This is a genomic window from Lysobacterales bacterium, from assembly GCA_014946745.1.
In the GTDB taxonomy this organism is placed as follows: domain Bacteria; phylum Pseudomonadota; class Gammaproteobacteria; order Xanthomonadales; family Xanthomonadaceae; genus Aquimonas.
The window spans coordinates 221,323-241,285 of record JADCRD010000003.1 but is presented as its reverse complement, the minus strand read 5'-3'; the positions used below and the strand labels follow the sequence as shown (position 1 = coordinate 241,285).

At 69.0% G+C, this 19,963-nt stretch carries 16 protein-coding genes; 8 read left to right on the top strand and 8 right to left on the bottom strand.

Annotated elements, in window-relative coordinates:
* The first annotated feature begins 108 nt into the window (after window positions 1-108).
* The 4 genes from rph to H4O13_16875 all read left to right on the top strand — a co-directional run bounded on the left by rph (window position 109) and on the right by H4O13_16875 (window position 7,507).
* On the top strand, window positions 109-840 hold the full coding sequence (rph, locus tag H4O13_16890; protein MBE5317072.1) for a ribonuclease PH: 732 nt from the start codon (window positions 109-111) through the stop codon (window positions 838-840).
* 5 nt (window positions 841-845) lie between these two features.
* Window positions 846-1,442, top strand: coding sequence for an RdgB/HAM1 family non-canonical purine NTP pyrophosphatase (rdgB, locus tag H4O13_16885; GenBank protein ID MBE5317071.1), 597 nt, complete (start codon window positions 846-848; stop codon window positions 1,440-1,442).
* 174 nt (window positions 1,443-1,616) lie between these two features.
* A complete protein-coding gene (gene gltB, locus H4O13_16880; protein ID MBE5317070.1) occupies window positions 1,617-6,083 on the top strand; it encodes a glutamate synthase large subunit in 4,467 nt (1,488 codons plus the stop codon).
* Window positions 6,083-7,507, top strand: a complete 1,425-nt coding sequence (locus H4O13_16875) for an FAD-dependent oxidoreductase (GenBank protein ID MBE5317069.1) — start codon at window positions 6,083-6,085, stop codon at window positions 7,505-7,507. Before gltB ends, H4O13_16875 begins: the two co-directional genes overlap by 1 nt.
* 502 nt (window positions 7,508-8,009) lie before the next feature.
* Here the strand turns inward: H4O13_16875 and glnA are convergent.
* From glnA to H4O13_16845, 6 genes are all read right to left on the bottom strand, one after another.
* Complete coding sequence (gene glnA, locus H4O13_16870) at window positions 8,010-9,419, bottom strand: type I glutamate--ammonia ligase (GenBank protein MBE5317068.1); 1,410 nt, start codon at window positions 9,417-9,419, stop codon at window positions 8,010-8,012.
* 184 nt (window positions 9,420-9,603) lie between these two features.
* Complete coding sequence (arsB, locus tag H4O13_16865) at window positions 9,604-10,665, bottom strand: ACR3 family arsenite efflux transporter (protein MBE5317067.1); 1,062 nt, start codon at window positions 10,663-10,665, stop codon at window positions 9,604-9,606.
* On the bottom strand, window positions 10,662-11,072 hold the full coding sequence (locus H4O13_16860; protein ID MBE5317066.1) for an arsenate reductase ArsC: 411 nt from the start codon (window positions 11,070-11,072) through the stop codon (window positions 10,662-10,664). The genes arsB and H4O13_16860 overlap by 4 nt, the downstream gene beginning before the upstream one ends.
* Window positions 11,069-11,407, bottom strand: coding sequence for a helix-turn-helix transcriptional regulator (locus tag H4O13_16855; GenBank protein MBE5317065.1), 339 nt, complete (start codon window positions 11,405-11,407; stop codon window positions 11,069-11,071). The genes H4O13_16860 and H4O13_16855 overlap by 4 nt, the downstream gene beginning before the upstream one ends.
* 269 nt (window positions 11,408-11,676) lie before the next feature.
* A complete protein-coding gene (locus H4O13_16850) occupies window positions 11,677-11,880 on the bottom strand; it encodes a hypothetical protein (protein ID MBE5317064.1) in 204 nt (67 codons plus the stop codon).
* A gap of 195 nt (window positions 11,881-12,075) precedes the next feature.
* Window positions 12,076-13,209 carry a response regulator gene (locus tag H4O13_16845; protein ID MBE5317063.1) on the bottom strand — a complete coding sequence of 378 codons (1,134 nt, stop codon included), beginning with the start codon at window positions 13,207-13,209 and terminating at the stop codon, window positions 12,076-12,078.
* Between the two features lie 282 nt (window positions 13,210-13,491).
* On the opposite strand from H4O13_16845, the gene H4O13_16840 reads away from it, so the two are divergent.
* Both H4O13_16840 and H4O13_16835 read left to right on the top strand, forming a co-directional pair.
* A complete protein-coding gene (locus tag H4O13_16840; protein MBE5317062.1) occupies window positions 13,492-14,508 on the top strand; it encodes a flagellar motor protein MotA in 1,017 nt (338 codons plus the stop codon).
* Window positions 14,505-15,614 carry a peptidoglycan -binding protein gene (locus H4O13_16835; protein ID MBE5317061.1) on the top strand — a complete coding sequence of 370 codons (1,110 nt, stop codon included), beginning with the start codon at window positions 14,505-14,507 and terminating at the stop codon, window positions 15,612-15,614. Before H4O13_16840 ends, H4O13_16835 begins: the two co-directional genes overlap by 4 nt.
* A gap of 246 nt (window positions 15,615-15,860) precedes the next feature.
* Here H4O13_16835 and H4O13_16830 read toward each other — a convergent pair whose 3' ends face one another.
* On the bottom strand, window positions 15,861-16,820 hold the full coding sequence (locus H4O13_16830) for an NAD-dependent protein deacylase (protein ID MBE5317060.1): 960 nt from the start codon (window positions 16,818-16,820) through the stop codon (window positions 15,861-15,863).
* A 118-nt stretch (window positions 16,821-16,938) separates the two neighbouring features.
* Between H4O13_16830 and H4O13_16825 the strand changes: the two genes are divergently transcribed.
* Window positions 16,939-18,645, top strand: coding sequence for a hypothetical protein (locus H4O13_16825; GenBank protein ID MBE5317059.1), 1,707 nt, complete (start codon window positions 16,939-16,941; stop codon window positions 18,643-18,645).
* A gap of 57 nt (window positions 18,646-18,702) precedes the next feature.
* On the opposite strand, the gene H4O13_16820 is transcribed toward H4O13_16825, so the two are convergent.
* Entirely contained in the window at window positions 18,703-19,479 is a 777-nt protein-coding gene (locus H4O13_16820; GenBank protein MBE5317058.1) for an SDR family oxidoreductase, read from the bottom strand.
* Window positions 19,480-19,545: 66 nt separating this feature from the next.
* On the opposite strand from H4O13_16820, the gene H4O13_16815 reads away from it, so the two are divergent.
* Window positions 19,546-19,893: a hypothetical protein gene (locus H4O13_16815; protein MBE5317057.1), complete on the top strand. Its 348-nt coding sequence runs from the start codon at window positions 19,546-19,548 to the stop codon at window positions 19,891-19,893.
* Window positions 19,894-19,963 lie beyond the last annotated feature (70 nt).

Sequence of the window (19,963 nt, the reverse complement as noted above, 5' to 3'; positions counted from 1 at the left end):
CTCACGGACTGAGACGCGCGCTTCGCGGAAGGATCGGCACCGCGGCAGCCGCCGGGGCGCGGGGAGGGCGATGGTAAACTGCGCGGCCGCCGTTAAGAAGCCGCCCCCATGAGCGATGTTGTCCGGCCCTCCGGCCGCCGTTTCGACGCCCTCCGCGACATCCGCATCGAAACCGGCTTCACCCGGCACGCCGAGGGCTCGGTGCTGATCAGCGTCGGCGACACCCGCGTGCTCTGCAACGCCACGGTCGAGAACCGGGTGCCGGGCTTCCTGCGCGGCAAGGGCGAAGGCTGGGTCACGGCCGAGTACTCGATGCTGCCGCGCGCCACCAAGGAGCGCACCCAGCGCGAAGCCAGCGCCGGAAGGATCGGCGGCCGCACCCATGAGATCCAGCGCCTGATCGGCCGCAGCCTGCGCGCCTGCGTTGATCGCGCGGCGCTGGGCGAGCGCACCATCACCCTGGACTGCGACGTGCTTCAGGCCGATGGCGGCACCCGCTGCGCGGCGATTACCGGGGCCTATGTCGCGCTCTCTCTGGCCTGTCGCCGGCTGGAGAAGCGCGGCGAGATCACGCGCAGCCCGATCCACGGTGCCATCGCCGCGGTCTCTGTCGGCGTCTATCGCGGCGCGCCGGTGCTGGACCTCGACTACGCCGAGGACAGCGACTGCGATACCGACATGAACGTGGTGATGAACGACGGCGGCGGCTTCATCGAAGTGCAGGGCACGGCCGAGGGCCATGCCTTCCGCCGCTCGGAGCTCGATGGCCTGCTCGATCTGGCGGCAGTCGGCATCGAAGGCCTGATCGGCTTCCAGCGCGCTGCGCTCGACGCGGCCTGAGGCCCATGCCCAGGCTCGTTCTGGCCAGCGGCAACGCCGGCAAGCTGCGCGAGTTCCGCGAGATCCTCGCGCCGCAGGGTTTAGAGCTGATCGCGCAGGGCGAGCTTGGCATCCCCGACCCTGAAGAGACGGGACTCAGCTTTGTCGAGAACGCCCTGCTGAAAGCGCGGCATGCGAGCGAGCGCTCGGGCCTGCCCGCGCTGGCCGACGATTCCGGCCTCTGCGTCGATGCGCTCGGCGGCGCGCCCGGCCTGTACTCCGCGCGCTATGCCGGAGCGCACGGCGACCACCCCGCCAACATCGCCAAGCTGCTCGCTGAGCTGGCAGACCGCGACGACAGTCAACGCAGCGCGTTTTTCATCAGCGTGATCGCGCTGATCCGCCATCCGCTCGACCCCGCCCCACTGATCGCCGAAGGCCGCTGGCACGGCCACATCCTGCACGCCCCGCGCGGCAGCGGCGGCTTCGGCTACGACCCGGTCTTCCTCGACCCGGACTCGGGCCTCGCCGCGGCCGAACTCGAGCCCGCGCACAAGCACCGCATCAGCCACCGCGGCAGGGCCGTGGCGCAGCTGTTGAAGGCCTTGCCGCAGCGCGCTTGACGCCAGCCTGTGCAGTGCCGGCGAGGCGAGGCGCGAGCGCCCGCACATGGCCGGCCGGAATATGCCCCTTGGTAGTTTGACGCGTCGCACAAGGGTGTGATTGTGTGGGGGTCCGGCGGCCCGTGGTGGGCGCCGTGGACCGCGCCAGCACCATCCCCCGGGGGCAGCAAGCGTATGAGCGGAATCGAGCATCAGGCGCCGCAGGGTCTGTTCGACCCACGGCTGGAACACGACGGCTGCGGCTTCGGCCTGATCGCGCATCTCGACGATGCGCCGAGTCGCGAGATCGTCGATCTCGGCCTGAGCGCGCTGTCGCGCATGACCCACCGTGGCGCCGTAGCGGCGGACGGTGAATCCGGCGACGGCTGCGGCCTGCTGATTCGCCGTCCCGAGGCCTTCATCCGCGCGTTGGCCGAAGACCACGGCTTCTCGCTGGCGCCGCTGGCCACCGCGGGTCTGGTGTTCCTGCCCATCGACGAAACGCTCGCCGCGCGCTGCCGCGCCGAGCTGCAGGCGCAGCTGGAGAAAGTCGGTTCGCGCATCGCCGGCTGGCGGCAGGTGCCGGTGAACCCGCAGGCCGCAGGCCCGCTCGCCAGAGAACGCCTGCCGCGGATCGAGCAGGTATTCGTCAACGCCGATCGCGGCGAGGACGCCGCCGGTTTCCAGCGCGGGCTGTACACGGCGCGCCGGCGCGCCGAGATGGCGCTGGTCGATGTCAGCGATTTCCACGTGGTGACCCTGGCCGAGCACAGCCTCGGCTACAAGGGCATGGTGATGCCCGAGCGTCTGCGCGAGTTCTATCCCGACCTCTCGCATCCGCGTCTCGCCAGCTCGGCGGTGGTGTTCCACCAGCGCTTCTCCACCAACACCATGCCGCGCTGGGCGCTGGCCCAGCCCTTCCGCTTCCTCGCCCACAACGGCGAGATCAACACCATCCGCGGCAACCGCTTCTGGGCACGCGCCCGCGGCGCGCGCATGCGCTCGCCCTTCGTCGATTTCCGCGAGTTCAAGCCGCTGGTCAGCCAGGACAGCTCGGACTCGGCGAGCCTGGACAACATGCTGGAAGTGCTGCTGACCGGCGGCATGGACCTGCTGCAGGCCATGCGGATTCTGATCCCGCCGGCCTGGCAGAACGTCGACGGCATGGACCCGGACCTGCGCGCCTTCTACGAATACTTCGCCCTGCACATGGAGCCCTGGGACGGCCCGGCCGGCATCGTCGTCGCCGACAGCCGCTACGCCGCCTGCGCGCTCGATCGCAACGGCCTGCGCCCGGCGCGCTGGGCGCTGTCCAAGGACCGCATGCTGGTGGTCGCCTCCGAGGCCGGCGTGGTCGACTGGCCGGCCCGCGACATCGTCGCCAAGGGGCGCTTGGGGCCGGGCGAGATGCTGGCGGTGGACCTGCACCGCGGCGAGTTCCTCGACACCGCGCGTATCGACCAGATCAACCGCGAGCGCGCGCCCTTCAAGCGCTGGCTGAAGCAGGGCGTGCGCTATCTCGAAACGGATCTGATCGACCCCAGCCTTGCCGCCGAGCCGATGCCGCGCGAAGAGCTGCTGCGCCACCAGAAGATGTTCAATCTCTCGGCCGAGGAGCGCGATACCGTGCTCAAGGTGCTGGCCGAAACCGAGGCCGAAGCGATCGGCTCGATGGGCGACGACACCCCGCTGCCGCTGCTGTCGACCCGCGTGCGCTCGCTCTACGACGCCTTCCGGCAGGCTTTCGCCCAGGTCACCAACCCGCCCATCGACAGCTATCGCGAAAAGCTGGTGATGAGCCTGCACACGCAGATCGCACGCGAGAGCAACCTGTTCGAGCTGAACCCGGCCTACGCGCGGCAGGTGATGATCAATTCGCCGATCCTCAGCCAGCGCAAGTATCTGCAGATCCTCGCGCTGCGCGAGGAAGGCGTCGGCTCGGTCGTCATCGATCTGAACTACGCCGAGTCCGAGGGCCTCGACGCCGCTCTGGCGCGCTGCTGCCGCATCGCCGAGGACGCCGTGCGCAAGGGCAAGCTGCTGGTGGTGCTGTCCGACCGCGCGATCCGCGAGGGGCATCTGCCCATCCATGCGCTGCTGGCGGTGGGCGCGGTGCATCAGCACCTGGTCGCCTGCGGCCTGCGCTCGGACTGCAACCTGCTGATTGAGACCGCCACCGCGCGCGACCCGCACCACTTCGCCTGCCTGATCGGCTATGGCGCGACGGCCGTCTACCCCTACCTCGCCTACCAGACCATCTTCGACCTCGCCCGCAGCGGCGATTCCCAATCGCGTCTGGCCCAGCACCGCGAGCTGGGCCGCAGCTACCGCCGCGGCATCCGCAACGGCCTGCTCAAGATCCTCTCGAAGATGGGCATCAGCACGGTGGCGAGCTACCGCGGCGCCGCCCTGTTCGAGATCGTCGGCCTCGCCCACGAGGTGGTGGAGCGCTGCTTCGCCGGCACGCCCAGCCGCGTGGGCGGCCCAGGCTTCGCCGACATCGAAGCCGACCAGCAGCAGCTGGCCGAGCGCGCCTGGAACACCGGCTTCGGCGTGGAGGCCGGCGGCCTGTTCAAGTACATCCACGGCGGCGAGTACCACGCGTTCAATCCCGACGTGGTCGGCGCCCTGCAGGTCGCCACGCTCACCGGCGAGCACGCGGACTGGCTCAAGTACGCGAAGCTGGTGAACGATCGCGAGCCCTCCATGCTGCGCGATCTGCTGGAGCCCGATTTCGAGCACGCCACGCCGATTCCGCTGGACGAGGTCGAGCCGGCCTCGGCGATGTTCAAGTCCTTCGACTCGGCCGGCATGAGCCTAGGCGCGCTTTCGCCAGAGGCGCATGAAGCGCTGGCGATCGCGATGAACCGCCTGGGCGGGCGCAGCAACTCGGGCGAGGGCGGCGAGGACCCCGCCCGCTACGGCACCGAGAAAACCTCGCGCATCAAGCAGGTCGCCTCCGGCCGCTTCGGCGTCACCCCCGAGTACCTGGTCAATGCCGAGGTGCTGCAGATCAAGGTGGCGCAGGGTGCGAAGCCCGGCGAGGGCGGCCAGCTGCCCGGCCACAAGGTCAACGATCTGATCGCGCGCCTGCGCTATGCCAAGCCGGGCATCGGCCTGATCAGCCCGCCGCCGCACCACGACATCTACTCGATCGAAGACCTGGCGCAGCTGATCTACGACCTGAAGCAGATCAACCCGACCGCGCTGGTGTCGGTGAAGCTGGTCAGCCATGCCGGCGTCGGCACAATCGCCGCGGGCGTGGCCAAGGCAGGCGCCGATCTGATCACCGTTAGCGGCTACGACGGCGGTACCGGCGCCAGCCCACTGACCTCGATCAAGTACGCCGGCGGCCCCTGGGAGCTGGGCCTGACCGAAGCGCATCATGCGCTGCGTGCGAACGGGCTGCGCGATCGCATCATCCTGCAGACCGACGGCGGCCTGAAGACCGGCCTCGATGTGCTGAAGGCGGCGCTGCTGGGCGCCGACAGCTTCGGCTTCGGCACCGCACCGATGATCGCGCTGGGCTGCAAGTACCTGCGCATCTGTCACTTGAACAACTGCGCCACCGGCGTGGCCACCCAGCACCACGTGCTGCGCGCCAAGCACTTCAAGGGCATGCCGGAGCAGGTGATGGCCTACTTCATTGGCGTGGTCGAAGAGCTGCGCGGCTACATGGCGCAGCTCGGCATCCGCACGCTCAAGGAGCTGACCGGCCGCAGCGAGCTGCTGCGTCCACGCGCGCACGTCGACGCCCGCCGCCAGCGCATCGATCTGCGGCCGATCCTGGCGCCGCCGCCGAGTCCGCCCGCGGCCGCCTGCGCGCCGGGGCGTCCGACCAAAGAGCCCGATGACTTCCACGCGCGTCTCCTGGCCGAGGTCGGCCCGGCCATCGAAGCGGGCCGGGGCGGCCGCTTCAGCTATCCGGTGCGCAACGTGCATCGCTCGGTCGGCACCGCGCTGTCGGGAATCATCGCGCGCCGTCACGGCAATACCGCGATGGCGGCCAAACCGGTTCGACTGGATCTCTCCGGCAGCGTTGGCCAGAGCTTCGGCGCCTTCAACGCGGGGGGCCTGGAGCTGCACCTGACCGGCGAGGCCAACGACTACGTCGGCAAGGGCATGGCCGGCGGCCTGATCACGGTGCGGCCGCCGGACGATGCGCGCTACGTGGCGCGCAAGTCGGCCATCCTAGGCAACACCTGCCTGTACGGCGCGACCGGCGGCGATCTGTTCGCGGCCGGAACAGCAGGGCAGCGCTTCGCCGTGCGCAACTCCGGCGCCACCGCGGTGGTGGAGGGCGCGGGCGACCACTGCTGCGAGTACATGACCGGCGGCGTCGTCGCGGTGCTGGGCAGCACGGGTCTGAACTTCGGCGCGGGCATGACCGGCGGCTTCGCCTACGTGCTCGACCTCGACCGCAGCTTCGTCGACCGCTACAACCACGAGCTGATCGACTTGAACCGCATCACCCTGGAAGGTCTGGAGGCACATTTGCAGCATCTGCGCGGCCTGATCGAGCGCCACCGCGTGCTCACCGGCAGCACGCTGGCGGGCGAAATCCTCGATGACTTCCGCGGCTTTTTGCCGCGCTTCTGGCTGGTCAAGCCCAAGGCGGCGGGTCTCGATTCGCTCATCAACGCACTGCGGAGGGCGGCGTGATGAAGCGCGATCCCATGCATTTCCTGAGTTCGGGCCGGCGCATGCCGGTCGAAGTGCCGGTCAAGCTGCGCATCCTCGACGGTCGCGAAATCTACGGCCAGTACGAAGCCAGCGACGCCGCCGACCAGGCCGCGCGCTGCCTCGACTGCGGCAACCCCTATTGCGAGTGGAAGTGTCCGGTCCACAACTACATTCCGAACTGGCTGGAGCTGATCCGCGAGGGCCGGCTGTTCGAGGCCGCCGAGCTTTCGCACTCGACCAACCCGCTGCCCGAGATCTGTGGCCGCGTCTGCCCGCAGGACCGCCTCTGCGAAGGCGCCTGCACGCTGAATGAGGACTTCGGTGCGGTCACCATCGGCAGCATCGAGAAGTACATCACCGACACCGCGCTCGCCCAGGGCTGGCGCCCGGATCTGTCGGGCGTGGTGCCTTCAGGCAAGCGCGTCGCCGTGATTGGTGCGGGCCCCGCGGGCCTCGCCTGCGCCGACGTGCTGGCGCGGCAGGGCATCGCCGCCGTGGTGTTCGATCGCCACCCCGAGATCGGCGGCCTGCTGAGCTTCGGCATCCCGCCCTTCAAGCTGGACAAGGAAGTCGTGCGCACCCGCCGGCAGGTGCTGGAGGGCATGGGCATCGAGTTCCGGCTGGGCGTGGACGTCGGCCGCGATGTCAGCTTCGATCAGCTGGTGAATGAATTCGACGCGGTCTTCCTCGGCCTTGGCACCTACACCGCCGTCGACGGCGGCCTGCCGGGGCTGGACCTCGACGGAGTCGTGCCCGCCCTGCCCTATCTGATCAGCAATGGCCGGTATGCGCTGGGCATTGATCCCGAACCGCCGCGCCTGTGGGGCAAGCACGTCGTCGTGCTCGGCGGCGGCGACACCGCCATGGACTGCAACCGCACGGCGATCCGCCAGGGCGCGGCGACGGTCTCCTGCGTTTACCGCCGCGACGAGGACGACATGCCCGGCAGTCGCCGCGAGGTGGGCAAAGCCAAGGAGGAAGGCGTCAACTTCCTGTTCCGCCTGCAGCCCAAGGCGATTCTTGGCGACGACGAGAATCGAGTGCGCGCGGTGCAGGTGGTTGAGACGCGTCTCGGCCCGCCCGATGCCAAGGGTCGCCGCCAGTTCGAGGAAATCGCGGGCAGCGAGCGCGAGCTGGCGGCCGATCAGGTGATGGTGGCCTTCGGCTTCACGCCGAGCCCGCCCGAGTGGCTGGGCAAGCACGGCGTCAGCCTGCAGACCAACGGCCGCGTGCGCGTGGCAGAAGGCGGCGCCCTGCCCTTCCAGACCGCCAACGCCAAGATCTTCGCCGGCGGCGACATGGTGCGCGGCGCGGATCTGGTGGTGACGGCGGTGTACGAAGGCCGCGAGGCCGCCAAGTCGATCGCGCGCAGTCTGGGGGTGGCGGCGCTGGCCAGCGCCTGAGCGCGGTTGACGCAGTAGCGCGCACCGAGGGTGCCGACCTGAGTCAGGAAGACCGAGCCTGGGTCGCGGAGGACGATACCGACGCGCCTCGAGCTCCTTCGGTATCGCGCCGCTCGCCCCGATCAGGCTGCGCCTGCGACCAGGGTGCTCGGTGATCCCGCGATCGATCGCGCGCCGAAAACGCGCGCACACCGGCAAGCATGGGCGGTCTTTGGTCGCAGGATGCAAGCGCTGACTGGGCGCTGTCCAAGCTTGGCAGCCGGCAGCAGCCATTCGCATCCGCGGAATCCTGCGCGCCAAGCCCGCAACTCGGAGCAGGCACCGGATCAATCGAGGCGGGCGGCCAGCGCGTATTGAAAGCCCCCCATCGTCATGTCGCGGGAACCGATGCTCATCTTTCGGACGCGATGCGCGGAGCACGTTCAGGTGCAAAAGCACACGGGGCCTGCTTGCGCAGGCCCCGTGTGCTTTGTCTCCGATGAGGGTGCTGGCGTCCGGCCAGTTACAGGCTGTAGTACAGCTGGTATTCCAGCGGATGCGTGGCGGCGCGGAACTTGGTCACTTCCTGCATCTTCAGCGCGATGTAGCCGTCGATGAAGTCGTCGGTCATGACGCCACCGGCCTTCAGGAACTCGCGATCCTTGTCGAGGGCATCCAGCGCCTGGTCCAGGCTGTGGCAGACGGTCGGGAAGTTCTTCTCTTCTTCCGGCGGCAGGTCGTAGAGGTCCTTGTCGCTGGGTGCGCCCGGGTCGATCTTGTTCAGGATGCCGTCGATGCCCGCCATCATCAGCGCGGTGAAGGTCAGGTAGCCCGAGTTCATCGGGTCGGGGAAGCGCATTTCGATGCGGCGCGCCTTAGGGTTGCTGACGAAGGGGATGCGGCAGCTGGCCGAACGGTTGCTGGCGGAGTAGGCGAGCATCACCGGCGCTTCGAAGCCCGGCACCAGACGCTTGTAGCTGTTGGTGGTGGAGTTGGCGAAGGCGTTGATGGCGCGCGCGTGCTTGAAGACGCCGCCGATGTACCACAGCGCCAGCTGCGAGAGGCCGGCGTAGCCGTCGCCGCTGAACAGGTTGGTGCCGCCCTTGGCCAGCGACTGGTGCACGTGCATGCCGCTGCCGTTGTCACCGACGATCGGCTTGGGCATGAAGGTGGCGGTCTTGCCGTTGCGATGGGCAACGTTCTTGACCACGTACTTCAGCATCGTCAGCTCGTCGGCCTTCTTGACGAGGGTATTGAACTTCGCGCCGATCTCACACTGACCGGGGCCGGCCACCTCATGGTGGTGCACTTCGATCTCGATGCCGATCTGCTCCAGCAGGCGGCACATCTCGGCGCGGATGTCGTGCAGCGAATCCACCGGCGCCACCGGGAAGTAGCCGCCCTTGACGGTCGGACGGTGGCCGCTGTTGCCGCCTTCGTACTTGCGGTTGGTGTTCCAAGGCGCTTCTTCGGAGTCGACCTCGAAAGAGGCGCCGCTCATCTCGTTCTTGTAGCGGACGGAATCGAAGATGAAGAACTCGGGCTCGGGGCCGAAGAACGCGGTGTCGGCGATGCCGGTCGACTTCAGATAGGCCTCGGCGCGCTTGGCCACGCCGCGCGGGTCGCGGGTGTAGCCCTGCATGGTCTTGGGGTCGAGAATGTCGCAGATCAGCACCAGGGTCGGATCGGCGGTGAAGGGATCGATGAAGGCCGTGCTCGCGTCCGGCAGCAGCACCATGTCGGACTCGTTGATGCCGCGCCAGCCCGCGATGGAGCTTCCGTCGAACATCTTGCCGTCCTCGAACAGGCTGGGTTCGAGCACGCGGGCCGGGAAGGTGACGTGGTGCTGGACACCGCGGACGTCGGTGAATCGCAGATCGATCCACTCGATCTCGTTGTCCTGGGCCAGCTTCTGAACCTGTTCGAACGACATGAAACGCTCCGCGGGTGGTGGGGACTGCTGCAGTTGCAGCAATCATCGTGCCAGCTGCGACAGAGCTTCAAGGCACTGATTCGTCTGCATATTCCTGTCGCTCCGAACACCCGCCGCACAGAAATGGTGCAGCACTTGGCCATAGCGCACCACGCGGGTGCAGTCGTGCCCGCTGTGCTTTGGCTCAGGCGGAAACGCCCGCCGGGGCGCGGCGACGGATCCATGCGACCAGCGACAGCATCACGGGCACTTCGACGAGCACGCCGACGACCGTGGCCAGCGCCGCGCCCGAGCTCAGTCCGAACAGGCTGATCGCTACCGCCACCGCCAGCTCGAAGAAGTTGCTGGTGCCGATCAGCGCGGAAGGACCCGCCACACAGTGCGGCACCTTCAACCATTGGTTCAGTCCGAGCGCAATCGCGGCAATCAGATAGGCCTGGATGACGATCGGCACCGCCAGCAGCAGGATGATCAGGGGCTGGGCGAGGATCTGCGGCCCCTGGAATCCGAACAGGAGCACCAGGGTCAACAGCAGGGCGAGCATGGAAGCGGGCCCGAGCTTCGCGAGCACGCGCTCGAAGGCTTCGGCATCGCGCGCGAGCAGCCAGGCGCGCAAGGCTTGCGCGATGACGAGGGGCACCAGGATGTAGAGGCCGACCGACAGCAGCAGGGTCGCCCAGGGCACGCTGATCGCCGACACGCCCAGCAGCAGGGCAACGATGGGCGCGAAGGCGAACACCATCACCGCGTCGTTGAGCGCGACCTGGCTCAGTGTGAAGTTGGGCTCGCCGTCGACGAGGTTGGACCATACGAACACCATCGCGGTGCAAGGCGCGGCGCCCAGCAGGATCAACCCGGCGACGTAGCTGTCGTGTTGATCGGCAGGCAGCCAATCCGCGAACAGGCCGTAGATGAACAGAGCGCCGAGCGCCGCCATCGTGAAGGGCTTGATCAGCCAGTTCACCGCGAGCGTCACGCCGATCGCCCGCGCCTGCTGGCCGACCTCGCGCATACGCGCGAAATCGATCTTCATGAGCATCGGGATGATCATCAGCCAGATCAGCAGGGCCACCGGCAGGTTGACGTGCTCCACTTCCATCGCCGCCAGCGCCACGAACGCGGACGGGAACAGTTCGCCAAGACCGATGCCTGCGACGATGCACAGCGCCACCCACAGCGTGAGGTAGCGGCCAAACAGATCGAGTCCGGGCCGCTTCGATTCGAGTTCGCGCACGGCGGTACTCATGCGCGCACGCCCAGTGCGCTCAGCAGGCCCCGCACCCGCTTGGAGATGTCGTCGCGCACGGCGCGGTAGGCCTCTTCGTCCATGTGCTTGGGGTCAGGCAGCGCCCAATCCTCGCGACGTTTGGCCGGCACCCACGGGCAGGAGTCGCCGCAGCCCATCGTGATGACTGCATCGAAGTCGATGCCGGCGATCTCGTCCAGCGACTTCGAGCCGTGCGCCGTGAGGTCGTAGTCCAGTTCCGCCATGAAGCGCACTGCTTTCGGATTGATCACGCCTGAAGGCCGTGAGCCAGCGCTGTGCGCCTCAACCTGGGCACCTCCGTGGAGGCGGGCGAAGGCTTCGGCCATCTGGCTGCGGTTGGCGTTCTCGACGCAGACGAACAGGACGCGGACGAGTTCAGCAGTCATCGTGCGGGCTCCTCGATGGCGGGTGTGCAGACGGACGCGGGCGCGCAGGGGGCGCCGGCGCAGCAGTTCTCGGTGAGGTAGGCGAGCAGCGCGTTCATGCGCTGGAAGTCGGCGGCCAGCTGGATGTGTCGCCCGTCGCGGTGGTCCTTCACGAGACCGGCGGCGCGCAGCTGGTTGAGGTGCGAGCTCAGCGTGGGGCCGGGAATGTCGAGCGCTTGCCTCAGCTCACCCACGCAGAGCCCGGTCGGCCCGGCCTGCACCAGTGCGCGGAATGCGGCGAGGCGGTGTTCCTGGGCCAAGGCGCGCAGGCAGTCGAGTGCGATGGGGGTGTCCATATTTCTACGGTTCTGGAATCGTCGAAATGATTGCACAAGGAAAGGCCCGCTTGCGCGGGCCCCGGTCCCTTTGTGTCGTTGCATCGAGCGGGGCACCCAGCGAACCAAACGCCCATCGGCGCCCCCGCCCCGCGCGGTCCCTGCGCGGGTGGGCCCTCCATGGCCCCCGGGACCGACACCGTCCTGGCGTCGTTCTCCGGATTCCCGGCGGCGCTGCCGTCGGGCGGGCGAGGCCTCCGGCCCCGCCGACTCAGGTCTGTTGGAACGCGTCAGCGCACGCTGAACGAAGTGGCACGCAGGCCAGGCGCGTAGCGGCGCGCCTGGGCGTAGCCGCTGCTGCGGCCGTAGCCGACGCCGAAGTCGCGCTCGCGGTAGCGCTCGTGGCCGTCGTCCTGTGCGGGCAGCGGACGGGTCGGCAGGGGGGCCGTGACAGCCGGCGTGCGCGAGTTCATGCGGGGGTCCGGGCTGATCATGGTGGTGTCTCCGTGCTGTGGTGTGCTGGTATACTACAACACCAAAGCAAGAGCGCGATAGGCCACAAGTCATGAGCGCCGCCGTGAGGGGGATCGCAGTGGGGAAACGTTCAGAAATCAAGCCGCCAGGCAGCGCCCGGGCATCCGGAAAGGTCGCTGGCGGCTGTTGCCGGGCCGGGAGCGCCGCGGCCGGATTCAGCTCTCGGCGATGCGCCGCGCCAGCGCGCGCGCGCGGCGGGCTCGGCTGATCACACCGGTGACCAGATGCCGCGGCTGGATGGGCTTGGTGAAGAAGTCATCGCCACCCGCCGCGAGCACATCGAAACGCACGTCCTGCTCGTGGTCGCCGGAGAGGAACACGATCGAGAGCAGCTCGCTGCCTGGCAGGGCGCGAATGCGCGAGGCGATTTCGATACCGTCGATGCCCGGCATATAGAGGTCGAGCAACACCACCTCGGGCTGGAACTCGCGCACCGCATCGACGGCCAGCTCGGGGTCCATGCAGGCGCGGGTCTGCACGTTCTGGCTGCGCAGCACCGCCTCGCAGAACAGAATCTGGCTGCGGTCGTCGTCGACGATCAACACCCGGAAGGGCTTGGCCTGGCCGGGCTGCACGGCTTCCAGCACGCGCGTGGCCAGAGCCTCGACGCCGTCGGCGTGGCGGATGACTTCATCCGCACCGGCCCGCAGGGCGAACATGCGCTCCGCGGGGTCGGCGCTGCGGGTCAGCACCAGCAGGGCAAGCCGGCGGTCCTCGCTGCGGTAGGCATGGCTGAAGGCGCGCGCGCGGCGGGCGAATTCGGGAAGTTCGGTGGCGTCGATCAGCACGGCATCGAGCCCCGCCTCGATCGGCTGGGCGATCGCCGCTTCGACATCGGGACGGGCCTGCACATCGATACCCGTGTCACGCAGCCTGCGCGACAGCGCCTCACCGAGGGCAAGATCCTGGCTGACCAGCAGGAGCGTACGGGCAGGCTGCTGAGCGCTGGTCGCCACCACGGTCGGCAGCAAGTCCAGATGCACCTCAGGCGCGAGGTCCTCGCAGAGACGACGCAGACGCAGGCGCTGGTTCGCGTCCGGATGACGCGCCTCTTCCGCGAACGAGCAGAGATAGGCGGACAGCGCGATCGCGTGCTCCACCACATCGCCAGCTCCGGCCAGATCGGCCTCGTGCACCAACTCGTCCAACTGCTCATGCAGACCCAGCACTTCGCTGGGCTGCCACTGACCCATCAGCAGCTGACCGAAACGCTCGACCCAGGCGTGCGCATGCGCCTGGGCGGCGGAGGCCGCGGGGCTGACATGGGAGGCGGGAAGGGCCGAGGACATGGGCGGGGTCCGTAGGGTCGGGCGTGGCCCGGGACAGCGGTGCGGCCGATTCTAGCAATGCCGACGGGATCCACACCCCTACCCGCCACCGCTGCTGCGACTCATCAACCCCGCCGTCCCGCGCCGGCATTCTGTCGGGCGGTCAGGAGCGAACGCCGGGAGCCGTGCAAGGTTCTTGCCGCGGCGATACGTCGCGCATCGCCGTTCAGCTGCGGGGGAACAAAGCGTCGACGCGGGCAGTCATGCTTGGCGGCGCGCCGCTGCGCCCCCTCCCCACTCGTTCTGGAACGCCCCATGAGCCAACCGATCCGCGTGCTCGCCTGGATCCTCGGAGTCCTGATCCTGCTGGTCGCTGTCGCGGTCGCCTTGGCCACGCCGCTGGCGGCCGCCTTTGCCGCCACGCCGGTGTTCAACGGCGTCATCCTCGCCGTGTTCGCGGTCGGCCTCGCGGCTAACCTGACCCAGGTGCTGCGCCTGCAGCGTGAAGTCCGCTGGATCGAAGGCTTCCGCCGCGCGAACCCTGAGCACGCCCCGAGCGGCCAGCCGGTGCTGCTGGCGCCGATGGCCAAGATGCTCGGCAAGGGCGTCAAGCCGCAGAGCCTGTCCACGGCCTCCACCCGCACGATCCTCGACAGCGTCTATCTGCGGCTCGAAGAGCAGCGCGATCTGTCGCGCTATCTGATCGGCCTGCTGATCTTCCTCGGCCTGCTCGGCACCTTCTGGGGTCTCTTGATCACCATCGGCTCGGTCAGCGAGATCATCGCCGGCCTGTCGGCGGGCACCGATGCCGCGCAGATGTTCGAGCAGCTGAAGTCCCGGCTGCAGGAGCCGCTGGGCGGCATGGCCACCAGCTTCTCGACTTCGCTGTTCGGGCTTGCCGGCTCGCTGGTGCTGGGACTCACCGACCTGCTCACCGCCCGCGCCGCCAACCGCTTTTACAACGAGGTGGAGGAGTGGCTGTCCGGCATGACCCGGCTGTCGGCGGGCGGCATCGGCAGTGGCGACGGTGAAGCCAGCGTACCGGCCTACGTGCAGGCCCTGCTGGAGCAGACCGCGGATGGGCTGGAGCGAATGCAGCGGGCGATGGTCGAGGGCGAACGCGAGCGCCGCGGTGCCGCTGAGCAGATGGCCGAACTCTCGACCCAGCTGGCCCGGCTCGCCGAAACCCAGGTCGAACTGCGCGGGGCGCTCAAGGCCTTGGGCCAGGGCAACACGCTCAGCGAGGATCTGCGCTCGGAGTTCCGCCTGCTCGGCCGCACGATCGCGGCCGCCAGCGAGGCGCGCCGGAGCGCGCCGTGAGCACGCTCGCCGCGCGCCGCCGTCGCGGCGTCGACTTCTGGCCGGGCTTCGTCGATGCCCTGTCGTCCCTGCTGATGGTGCTGGTATTCCTGCTGCTGGTGTTCGCGATCGGCCAGTTCGCGCTGTCCGACGCCCTGTCCGGCCGCGACCGCGCGCTGGATGCGCTGAACCGGGAGCTTGCGGCCCTGGCCGAGACCCTGTCGATGGAGCGCAGCGCCAAGGAACAGGCCCTGACCCAGGTCGGTGACCTCACCGCCAGCCTGTCGACCAGCGAGCAAGCCCGCGCGCAGCTGCAGCTCGACCTCGACAGCACCCGCACCCAGCTCACCGACAGCGAGTCCGAGCGCGCGCGGCTGACGGCCGACGTCAACGCACTCGCGGAGTTGAAGCGCCAGCTTGAGGCGGAGCTTGCCTCGCGCTTGGCGGCGCTGGAGGAGAACCAGGAGAAGCTGGTCGTGCAGACCGATCTGTCGGCCAAAGCCGCCGCCCAGGCCGAGCTGCTGAATCGCCAGCTGCTGGCCCTGCGCGAGCAGCTGGCGCGAGTCGAAGCCGCGCTGGCTACGGCGGAGGGCGCAGGCCGGCAGAAGGATCTGCAGATCGAAGAGCTGGGCGCGCGCTTGAATCTGGCGCTGGCCGACCGTATCAACGAGCTCACCCGCTACCGCTCCGAGTTCTTCGGCAAGCTGCGCACCGCGCTGGGTAACCGTGCCGATATCCAGGTCGTGGGCGACCGCTTCGTAGTGCCCTCGGAGCTGCTGTTCCCGAGCGGCTCGGACGAACTCAATCCGGCCGGCATCCAGCAGCTGCAGCAGCTGGCCAGCACCCTCAAGGAGGTCAGCGCGCAGATCCCCGGCGACGTCGACTGGGTGCTGCGCATCGACGGCCATACGGATAAGCGCCCGATCAGCACCGGACGCTTTCCGTCCAACTGGGAGCTGTCCTCGGCGCGCGCCATCGCCATCGTCAAGTTCCTCACCCAGGCGGGCATCCCGCCGCAGCGGCTGGCGGCGAACGGATTCGGCGAGCACCACCCGCTCGACCCCGGCACCAGCGAAGAAGCCCTGGCCCGCAACCGCCGCATCGAGATCCAGCTGACCAACCGCTAGCAAGCAGGCCGGGCACGTCGAGGCGGCGCCGTTACGCCGCCGGCTGAACGCCATTGCATAGCGGTGGGCCTTGACGCCCCGGCGCCAAGGGGCGGATTTGGACCCGCCAGAGCCACACCCCTCGCCCGGAGCGCGGTTGAGGCGAGAGCAGGGCTTTGGTGGGTCAAGACCCACCCTATGGCTGAGGGCCAGATGTAGGTTGGGTTACGGCTGCGGGCCAGGTGCAGGGTGGGTCGTGACTGCGGGTCAGGTATAGGGTGGGTCTTGACCCACCGCAGCGATCAAGGGCCGCGATGCGTCGGCGCTGAGCGGCGCGGGGCCATGCGAGAGACTCAACCGATCTGCATACCCTTCCGTCCCAGGGGTGTGGCGTGTCTTGACTCGTGCGGAGATGCAGGGCGCCCTGCGCCCGGGGTCGCGGCTTTGGCTCACTTCCAAGGCCACGAGGAGTTGCGGCAAGGCCTGCGCTGCGGTCGCGCGCCACACGCCGTCCATCCGCGCACTCAGCGCCGAGGGCTGAGGATTGATCTCGTAGCGCGGGCAGATCGCGGGCGCGATGTCAGGCAGCCCGGCCGCGGGATGCACGAGGCCCGACGTACCGACCACCAGCACCAGATCGGCCGCCCGCGCCGCGCGTCCGGCGGCGGTGAATTCGTCCGCCGGCAGCGACTCGCCGAACCAGACCACGCCAGGTCGCAAGGGCCCGCCGCAGACGCTGCAGGATGGCGGTGCCGCGCGCAGCACGGGCGAATCCGCCCAGGCGGGATCAATGGCGATGGGCTGATCGGCATCGCAGTCGCGGCAGCGGGTGGCGGCAATGCGCCCGTGCAGGTGCAGCACCCCGGTGCTGCCGGCGCGCTCGTGCAGGTCATCGACGTTCTGCGTCGCCAGCACCAGGCCAGGCTTGAGCTGAGCGAGGGCGGCCAGCGCGCGGTGGCCGGCGTGCGGACGCGCCAGCGCGATCTTCGCCATCCGCCAGCGGTACCAGGCCCAGACCAGCGGCGGATCCGCATCGAAGGCTTCGGGCGTCGCCAGCCGCATCGGGTCGAAGCGCGGCCACAGGCTGTCCTCGTCGCCGCGAAAGGTGGCGATGCCGCTCTCCGCCGACATGCCGGCGCCGGTCAGCAGTAGCGGGCGCTGCGCGCCGCGCAAGGCGTCCTGCAGCCCCCCGGGCAGGGGTTCGGACGAAAGATCGATGTCACGCATGGCGGTATCGAGGGTCAGGCGCCGTCAGTCTGGCTGGCCCGGACAGCCTTGGACGCGGGCCGGGCGAATTGCAAGGCTTGCTACCATCCACGCTGTTTTCACTCGAAGGATTTCCGCCATGAAGCTGCGTATCGCCGTCCTGCCCGCCACCCTCGCCGCCCTGCTGCTCGCTGCCTGCGGCAAGGACGACGGCCCGCTGCCGCCGCTCGCCTACGTGCCCGCCGATACGCCCTATGTGATGGGCGCGATTGAGCCGATCCCGCAAGCGGTCGCTGACGAGTGGCTCCGCCTGAGCAACACCCTGCTGCCGATGTACCGCGACCTGCTCGATCAGGCCATCACCGAGCTCGAAGGCAAAGCGGCTGAGGAAGCCGAAGGCCTGCCGTTGCTGCGCGGCCTGCGCGCCGAGCTTGAGGGCAAAGCCGACCTGGCCCAGCTGGCTGATGCCTGGGGCCTCACGCTGACGCCGCTGAGCGCGTTCTACGGCATCGATCTGGTGCCGGTCATGCGCGTCGAACTCGCCGATGCCACGCGCTTCGCCGAGGGAATCGCCCGCATGGAGACCGCAGCGGGCGCCGCGCTCACCCGCGGCACCGTCGATGAGCTGTCGTACTGGAGCTTCCAGACGGACGAAGGGCCGCTGCGCCTCGTGTTCGCCACCCAGGGCAATCAGCTGGTCGCCACCCTCGCCCCCACCACCGCCGATGACGCTCTGCTGCGCCGGTTGCTCGGCCTCGAACTGCCCGAAGACAACCTGCTGGACGCCGGCACCCTCGCCGACTTGAACAAGCGCCTCGGCTACGTCGCCTATGGCTCCGGCTATCTCGACCATGCGCGCCTGTTCGAGCTGTTCGCCAAGCCGATGACCGGCAGCCAGGGGGCGTTTCTGAAGGCGCTCAAGATCACCCCGCCCGATGCGACCTCCGAGGCCTGCATGAGCGAGGGTCGTGCGCTGACCGCACAGTGGCCGCGCACCGCACTGGGCTATACCCGCTTCGACGCCAGTGGCTACAGCATGCGCGCCCTCATCGAAGCCCCCAAGCCGGTGATGGACGACCTGCGCACCGTGCTGGCGCCCACGCCGGGCCTGGCCGAAGCCGCCAGTGCGCTGATGAGCTTCTCTATGGCGCTGAAGGCCGACGCCCTGCCGCCGCTCGCCAGCAAGTGGGCCAACGCCGTGCGCAGCGCCCCCTGGACCTGCGAGGCCCTGCAGCCGCTCAACGAAAGCTTCTCCGAGCTGGGCGATGCGATGCAGAACCCGGCCGTGTACGCGGTCGGCCCCAGCGCCAACGCCTTCCATATGCTGCTCAGCAAGTTCGAGCTGCCGCCCGGCGGTTTTTCCTCGGGCGAGACACCGACCTTCGAGGGCAAGCTGCTGATCGGCTCGCCTAACCCGCAGGGCCTGGTGGCGATGGCGCGCAACTTCGTGCCGCAGCTCGCCGAGTTCCGCCTCGAAACCGACGCCGAGCCCGTGGCCCTGCCGACCCTGCCGGACTCCCCCGTCGAGCTGCAGCTGTTTGGGGCGGCCAGCAGCCAGGCGCTGGGCATCGCCATCGGCGAAGCGCAGCGCGACAGCCTGCGCGCCTCACTGGCTGTGGACTCCGCCGGCCCGCAGCCGCTGATCCAGTTCAGCTACCAGGGCAAGTTCTACGGTGGAGTCATGCGCAGCGTGATGGAGGAGGCCGCCAAAGCCGATCCGAACGCGCCCGACATGAGCGCGATGTTCAAGCTCTACGAGGACCTGATCGAGCGCGCCGACGGGCAGCTGCTGTTCACCGCCGACGGCATCGAGTTCACCGCCGAGTACGTGGTGCCGAAGCGCTGAGGTCGCCTGCAGATGGCGCGCAGCGGCCGCTCGGCCGCTGCGCGCTGGCAGGGTGGTTCAGAAGCCGTACTCGCTGAAACCGCCGTCCACCGCGATGCACTGGCCGGTGACGTAGCTCGCCGCCGGCAGGCACAGGAAGGCCACCGCCGCTGCGACCTCCTCCGGCTCGCCCACCCGCCGCATCGGCGTGCGCGCGATGACTTCATCGAGATAGTCCGGGTCCGCCAGCTTGGGCGAGGTGCGGCGCGTGCGGATGTACCAGGGCGCAACCGTGTTGACGCGAATGCCGTCCTCGGCCCACTCGCAGGCCAAGTTGCGCGAGAGTTGGTGCAGGCCGGCCTTGCTCATGCCGTAGGGCGCGCCGGTGCGCACATGGTTGAGGCCCGACACCGAGCCGATGTTGACGATGCTCGACTGCGCATGCTGCCGCAGCAGCGGATAGGCCAGCCGGCACAGCTCGAAGGGGGCGGCCAGGTTTAGCTCGACGATCGCCCGCCACTGCGCATCCTCGTAGTCCACCGCCGCGCGGCTGTCGTTGGTGCCGGCGTTGTTGACCAGGATCGACAGCGCCTCGCCGCGATCCTCGATCCAATCCAACAGGGCGATGCGCTCCTCGGGCTGGGCCAGATCGGCGGCGAAGGTCGAGCATTCGAGGCCGGCGATGTCGTCCTCCAGCTCAGCCTGCACGGCCGCCAGGCGCTCGCCCTCGCGCGCCACCAGCAGCAGGCGCGCGCCGAGCGCGCCCAGCTCGCGCGCGCAGGCCAGCCCGATGCCCCAGCTGGCGCCGGTAATCAAGGCCACCTGGCCATCCAAACGCCAGCGCGATGCAGTCATGCCACGACCTCGATACAGGGAATCCGGCCGGCATAATCGCAGGCCGCCACCGCCGCGAGAACCCGCATGCGCGCCCCTCCCCGCTGGATTGCCACCGGCCTGTTCGCACTCCTGCTCGGCGCCTGCGCCGACGCCCCCACGCCAGTCAGTGACTGCAGCCCGCAGGCGCAGTGGCGCGCCGGCCTCGAACGACGCTTGCCCGACACGGCCTGCAGCGAGGACGCCGCCAAGGAGGCCCACCTGCTCGGCACTGAGCTCGCGGGCCTGCGCGCCGAGTTCGATGAACTGGCCGAGCAACTGCAAACCACCACCGGCGAGTCCGCTGGCGCCCTGCAGCGGCGTCAGCGCCAGCTGCAGATCGACATCGAGGCGATCGAATCGGAAGCGCGCATCCAGGGCTGGATGCAGCACTGAAGCCCGCGCGCCGCCCGCAGCGCGAGCGCCCCGCCGGGCGGACTCAAGGCAAGCGACGCTGAACCACCGA

Bases quoted from the DNA above. Each gene is read 5' to 3' on its own strand.
- H4O13_16820 (MBE5317058.1), bottom strand. From the start codon at position 19,479: ATGACTGCATCGCGCTGGCGTTTGGATGGCCAGGTGGCCTTGATTACC.
- H4O13_16860 (MBE5317066.1), bottom strand. From the start codon at position 11,072: ATGACTGCTGAACTCGTCCGCGTCCTGTTCGTCTGCGTCGAGAACGCC.
- rph (MBE5317072.1), top strand. From the start codon at position 109: ATGAGCGATGTTGTCCGGCCCTCCGGCCGCCGTTTCGACGCCCTCCGC.
- H4O13_16875 (MBE5317069.1), top strand. From the start codon at position 6,083: ATGAAGCGCGATCCCATGCATTTCCTGAGTTCGGGCCGGCGCATGCCG.
- arsB (MBE5317067.1), bottom strand. From the start codon at position 10,665: ATGAGTACCGCCGTGCGCGAACTCGAATCGAAGCGGCCCGGACTCGAT.
- rdgB (MBE5317071.1), top strand. From the start codon at position 846: ATGCCCAGGCTCGTTCTGGCCAGCGGCAACGCCGGCAAGCTGCGCGAG.
- H4O13_16845 (MBE5317063.1), bottom strand. From the start codon at position 13,209: ATGTCCTCGGCCCTTCCCGCCTCCCATGTCAGCCCCGCGGCCTCCGCC.
- H4O13_16830 (MBE5317060.1), bottom strand. From the start codon at position 16,820: ATGCGTGACATCGATCTTTCGTCCGAACCCCTGCCCGGGGGGCTGCAG.
- H4O13_16850 (MBE5317064.1), bottom strand. From the start codon at position 11,880: ATGATCAGCCCGGACCCCCGCATGAACTCGCGCACGCCGGCTGTCACG.
- gltB (MBE5317070.1), top strand. From the start codon at position 1,617: ATGAGCGGAATCGAGCATCAGGCGCCGCAGGGTCTGTTCGACCCACGG.
- H4O13_16855 (MBE5317065.1), bottom strand. From the start codon at position 11,407: ATGGACACCCCCATCGCACTCGACTGCCTGCGCGCCTTGGCCCAGGAA.
- H4O13_16825 (MBE5317059.1), top strand. From the start codon at position 16,939: ATGAAGCTGCGTATCGCCGTCCTGCCCGCCACCCTCGCCGCCCTGCTG.
- H4O13_16815 (MBE5317057.1), top strand. From the start codon at position 19,546: ATGCGCGCCCCTCCCCGCTGGATTGCCACCGGCCTGTTCGCACTCCTG.
- glnA (MBE5317068.1), bottom strand. From the start codon at position 9,419: ATGTCGTTCGAACAGGTTCAGAAGCTGGCCCAGGACAACGAGATCGAG.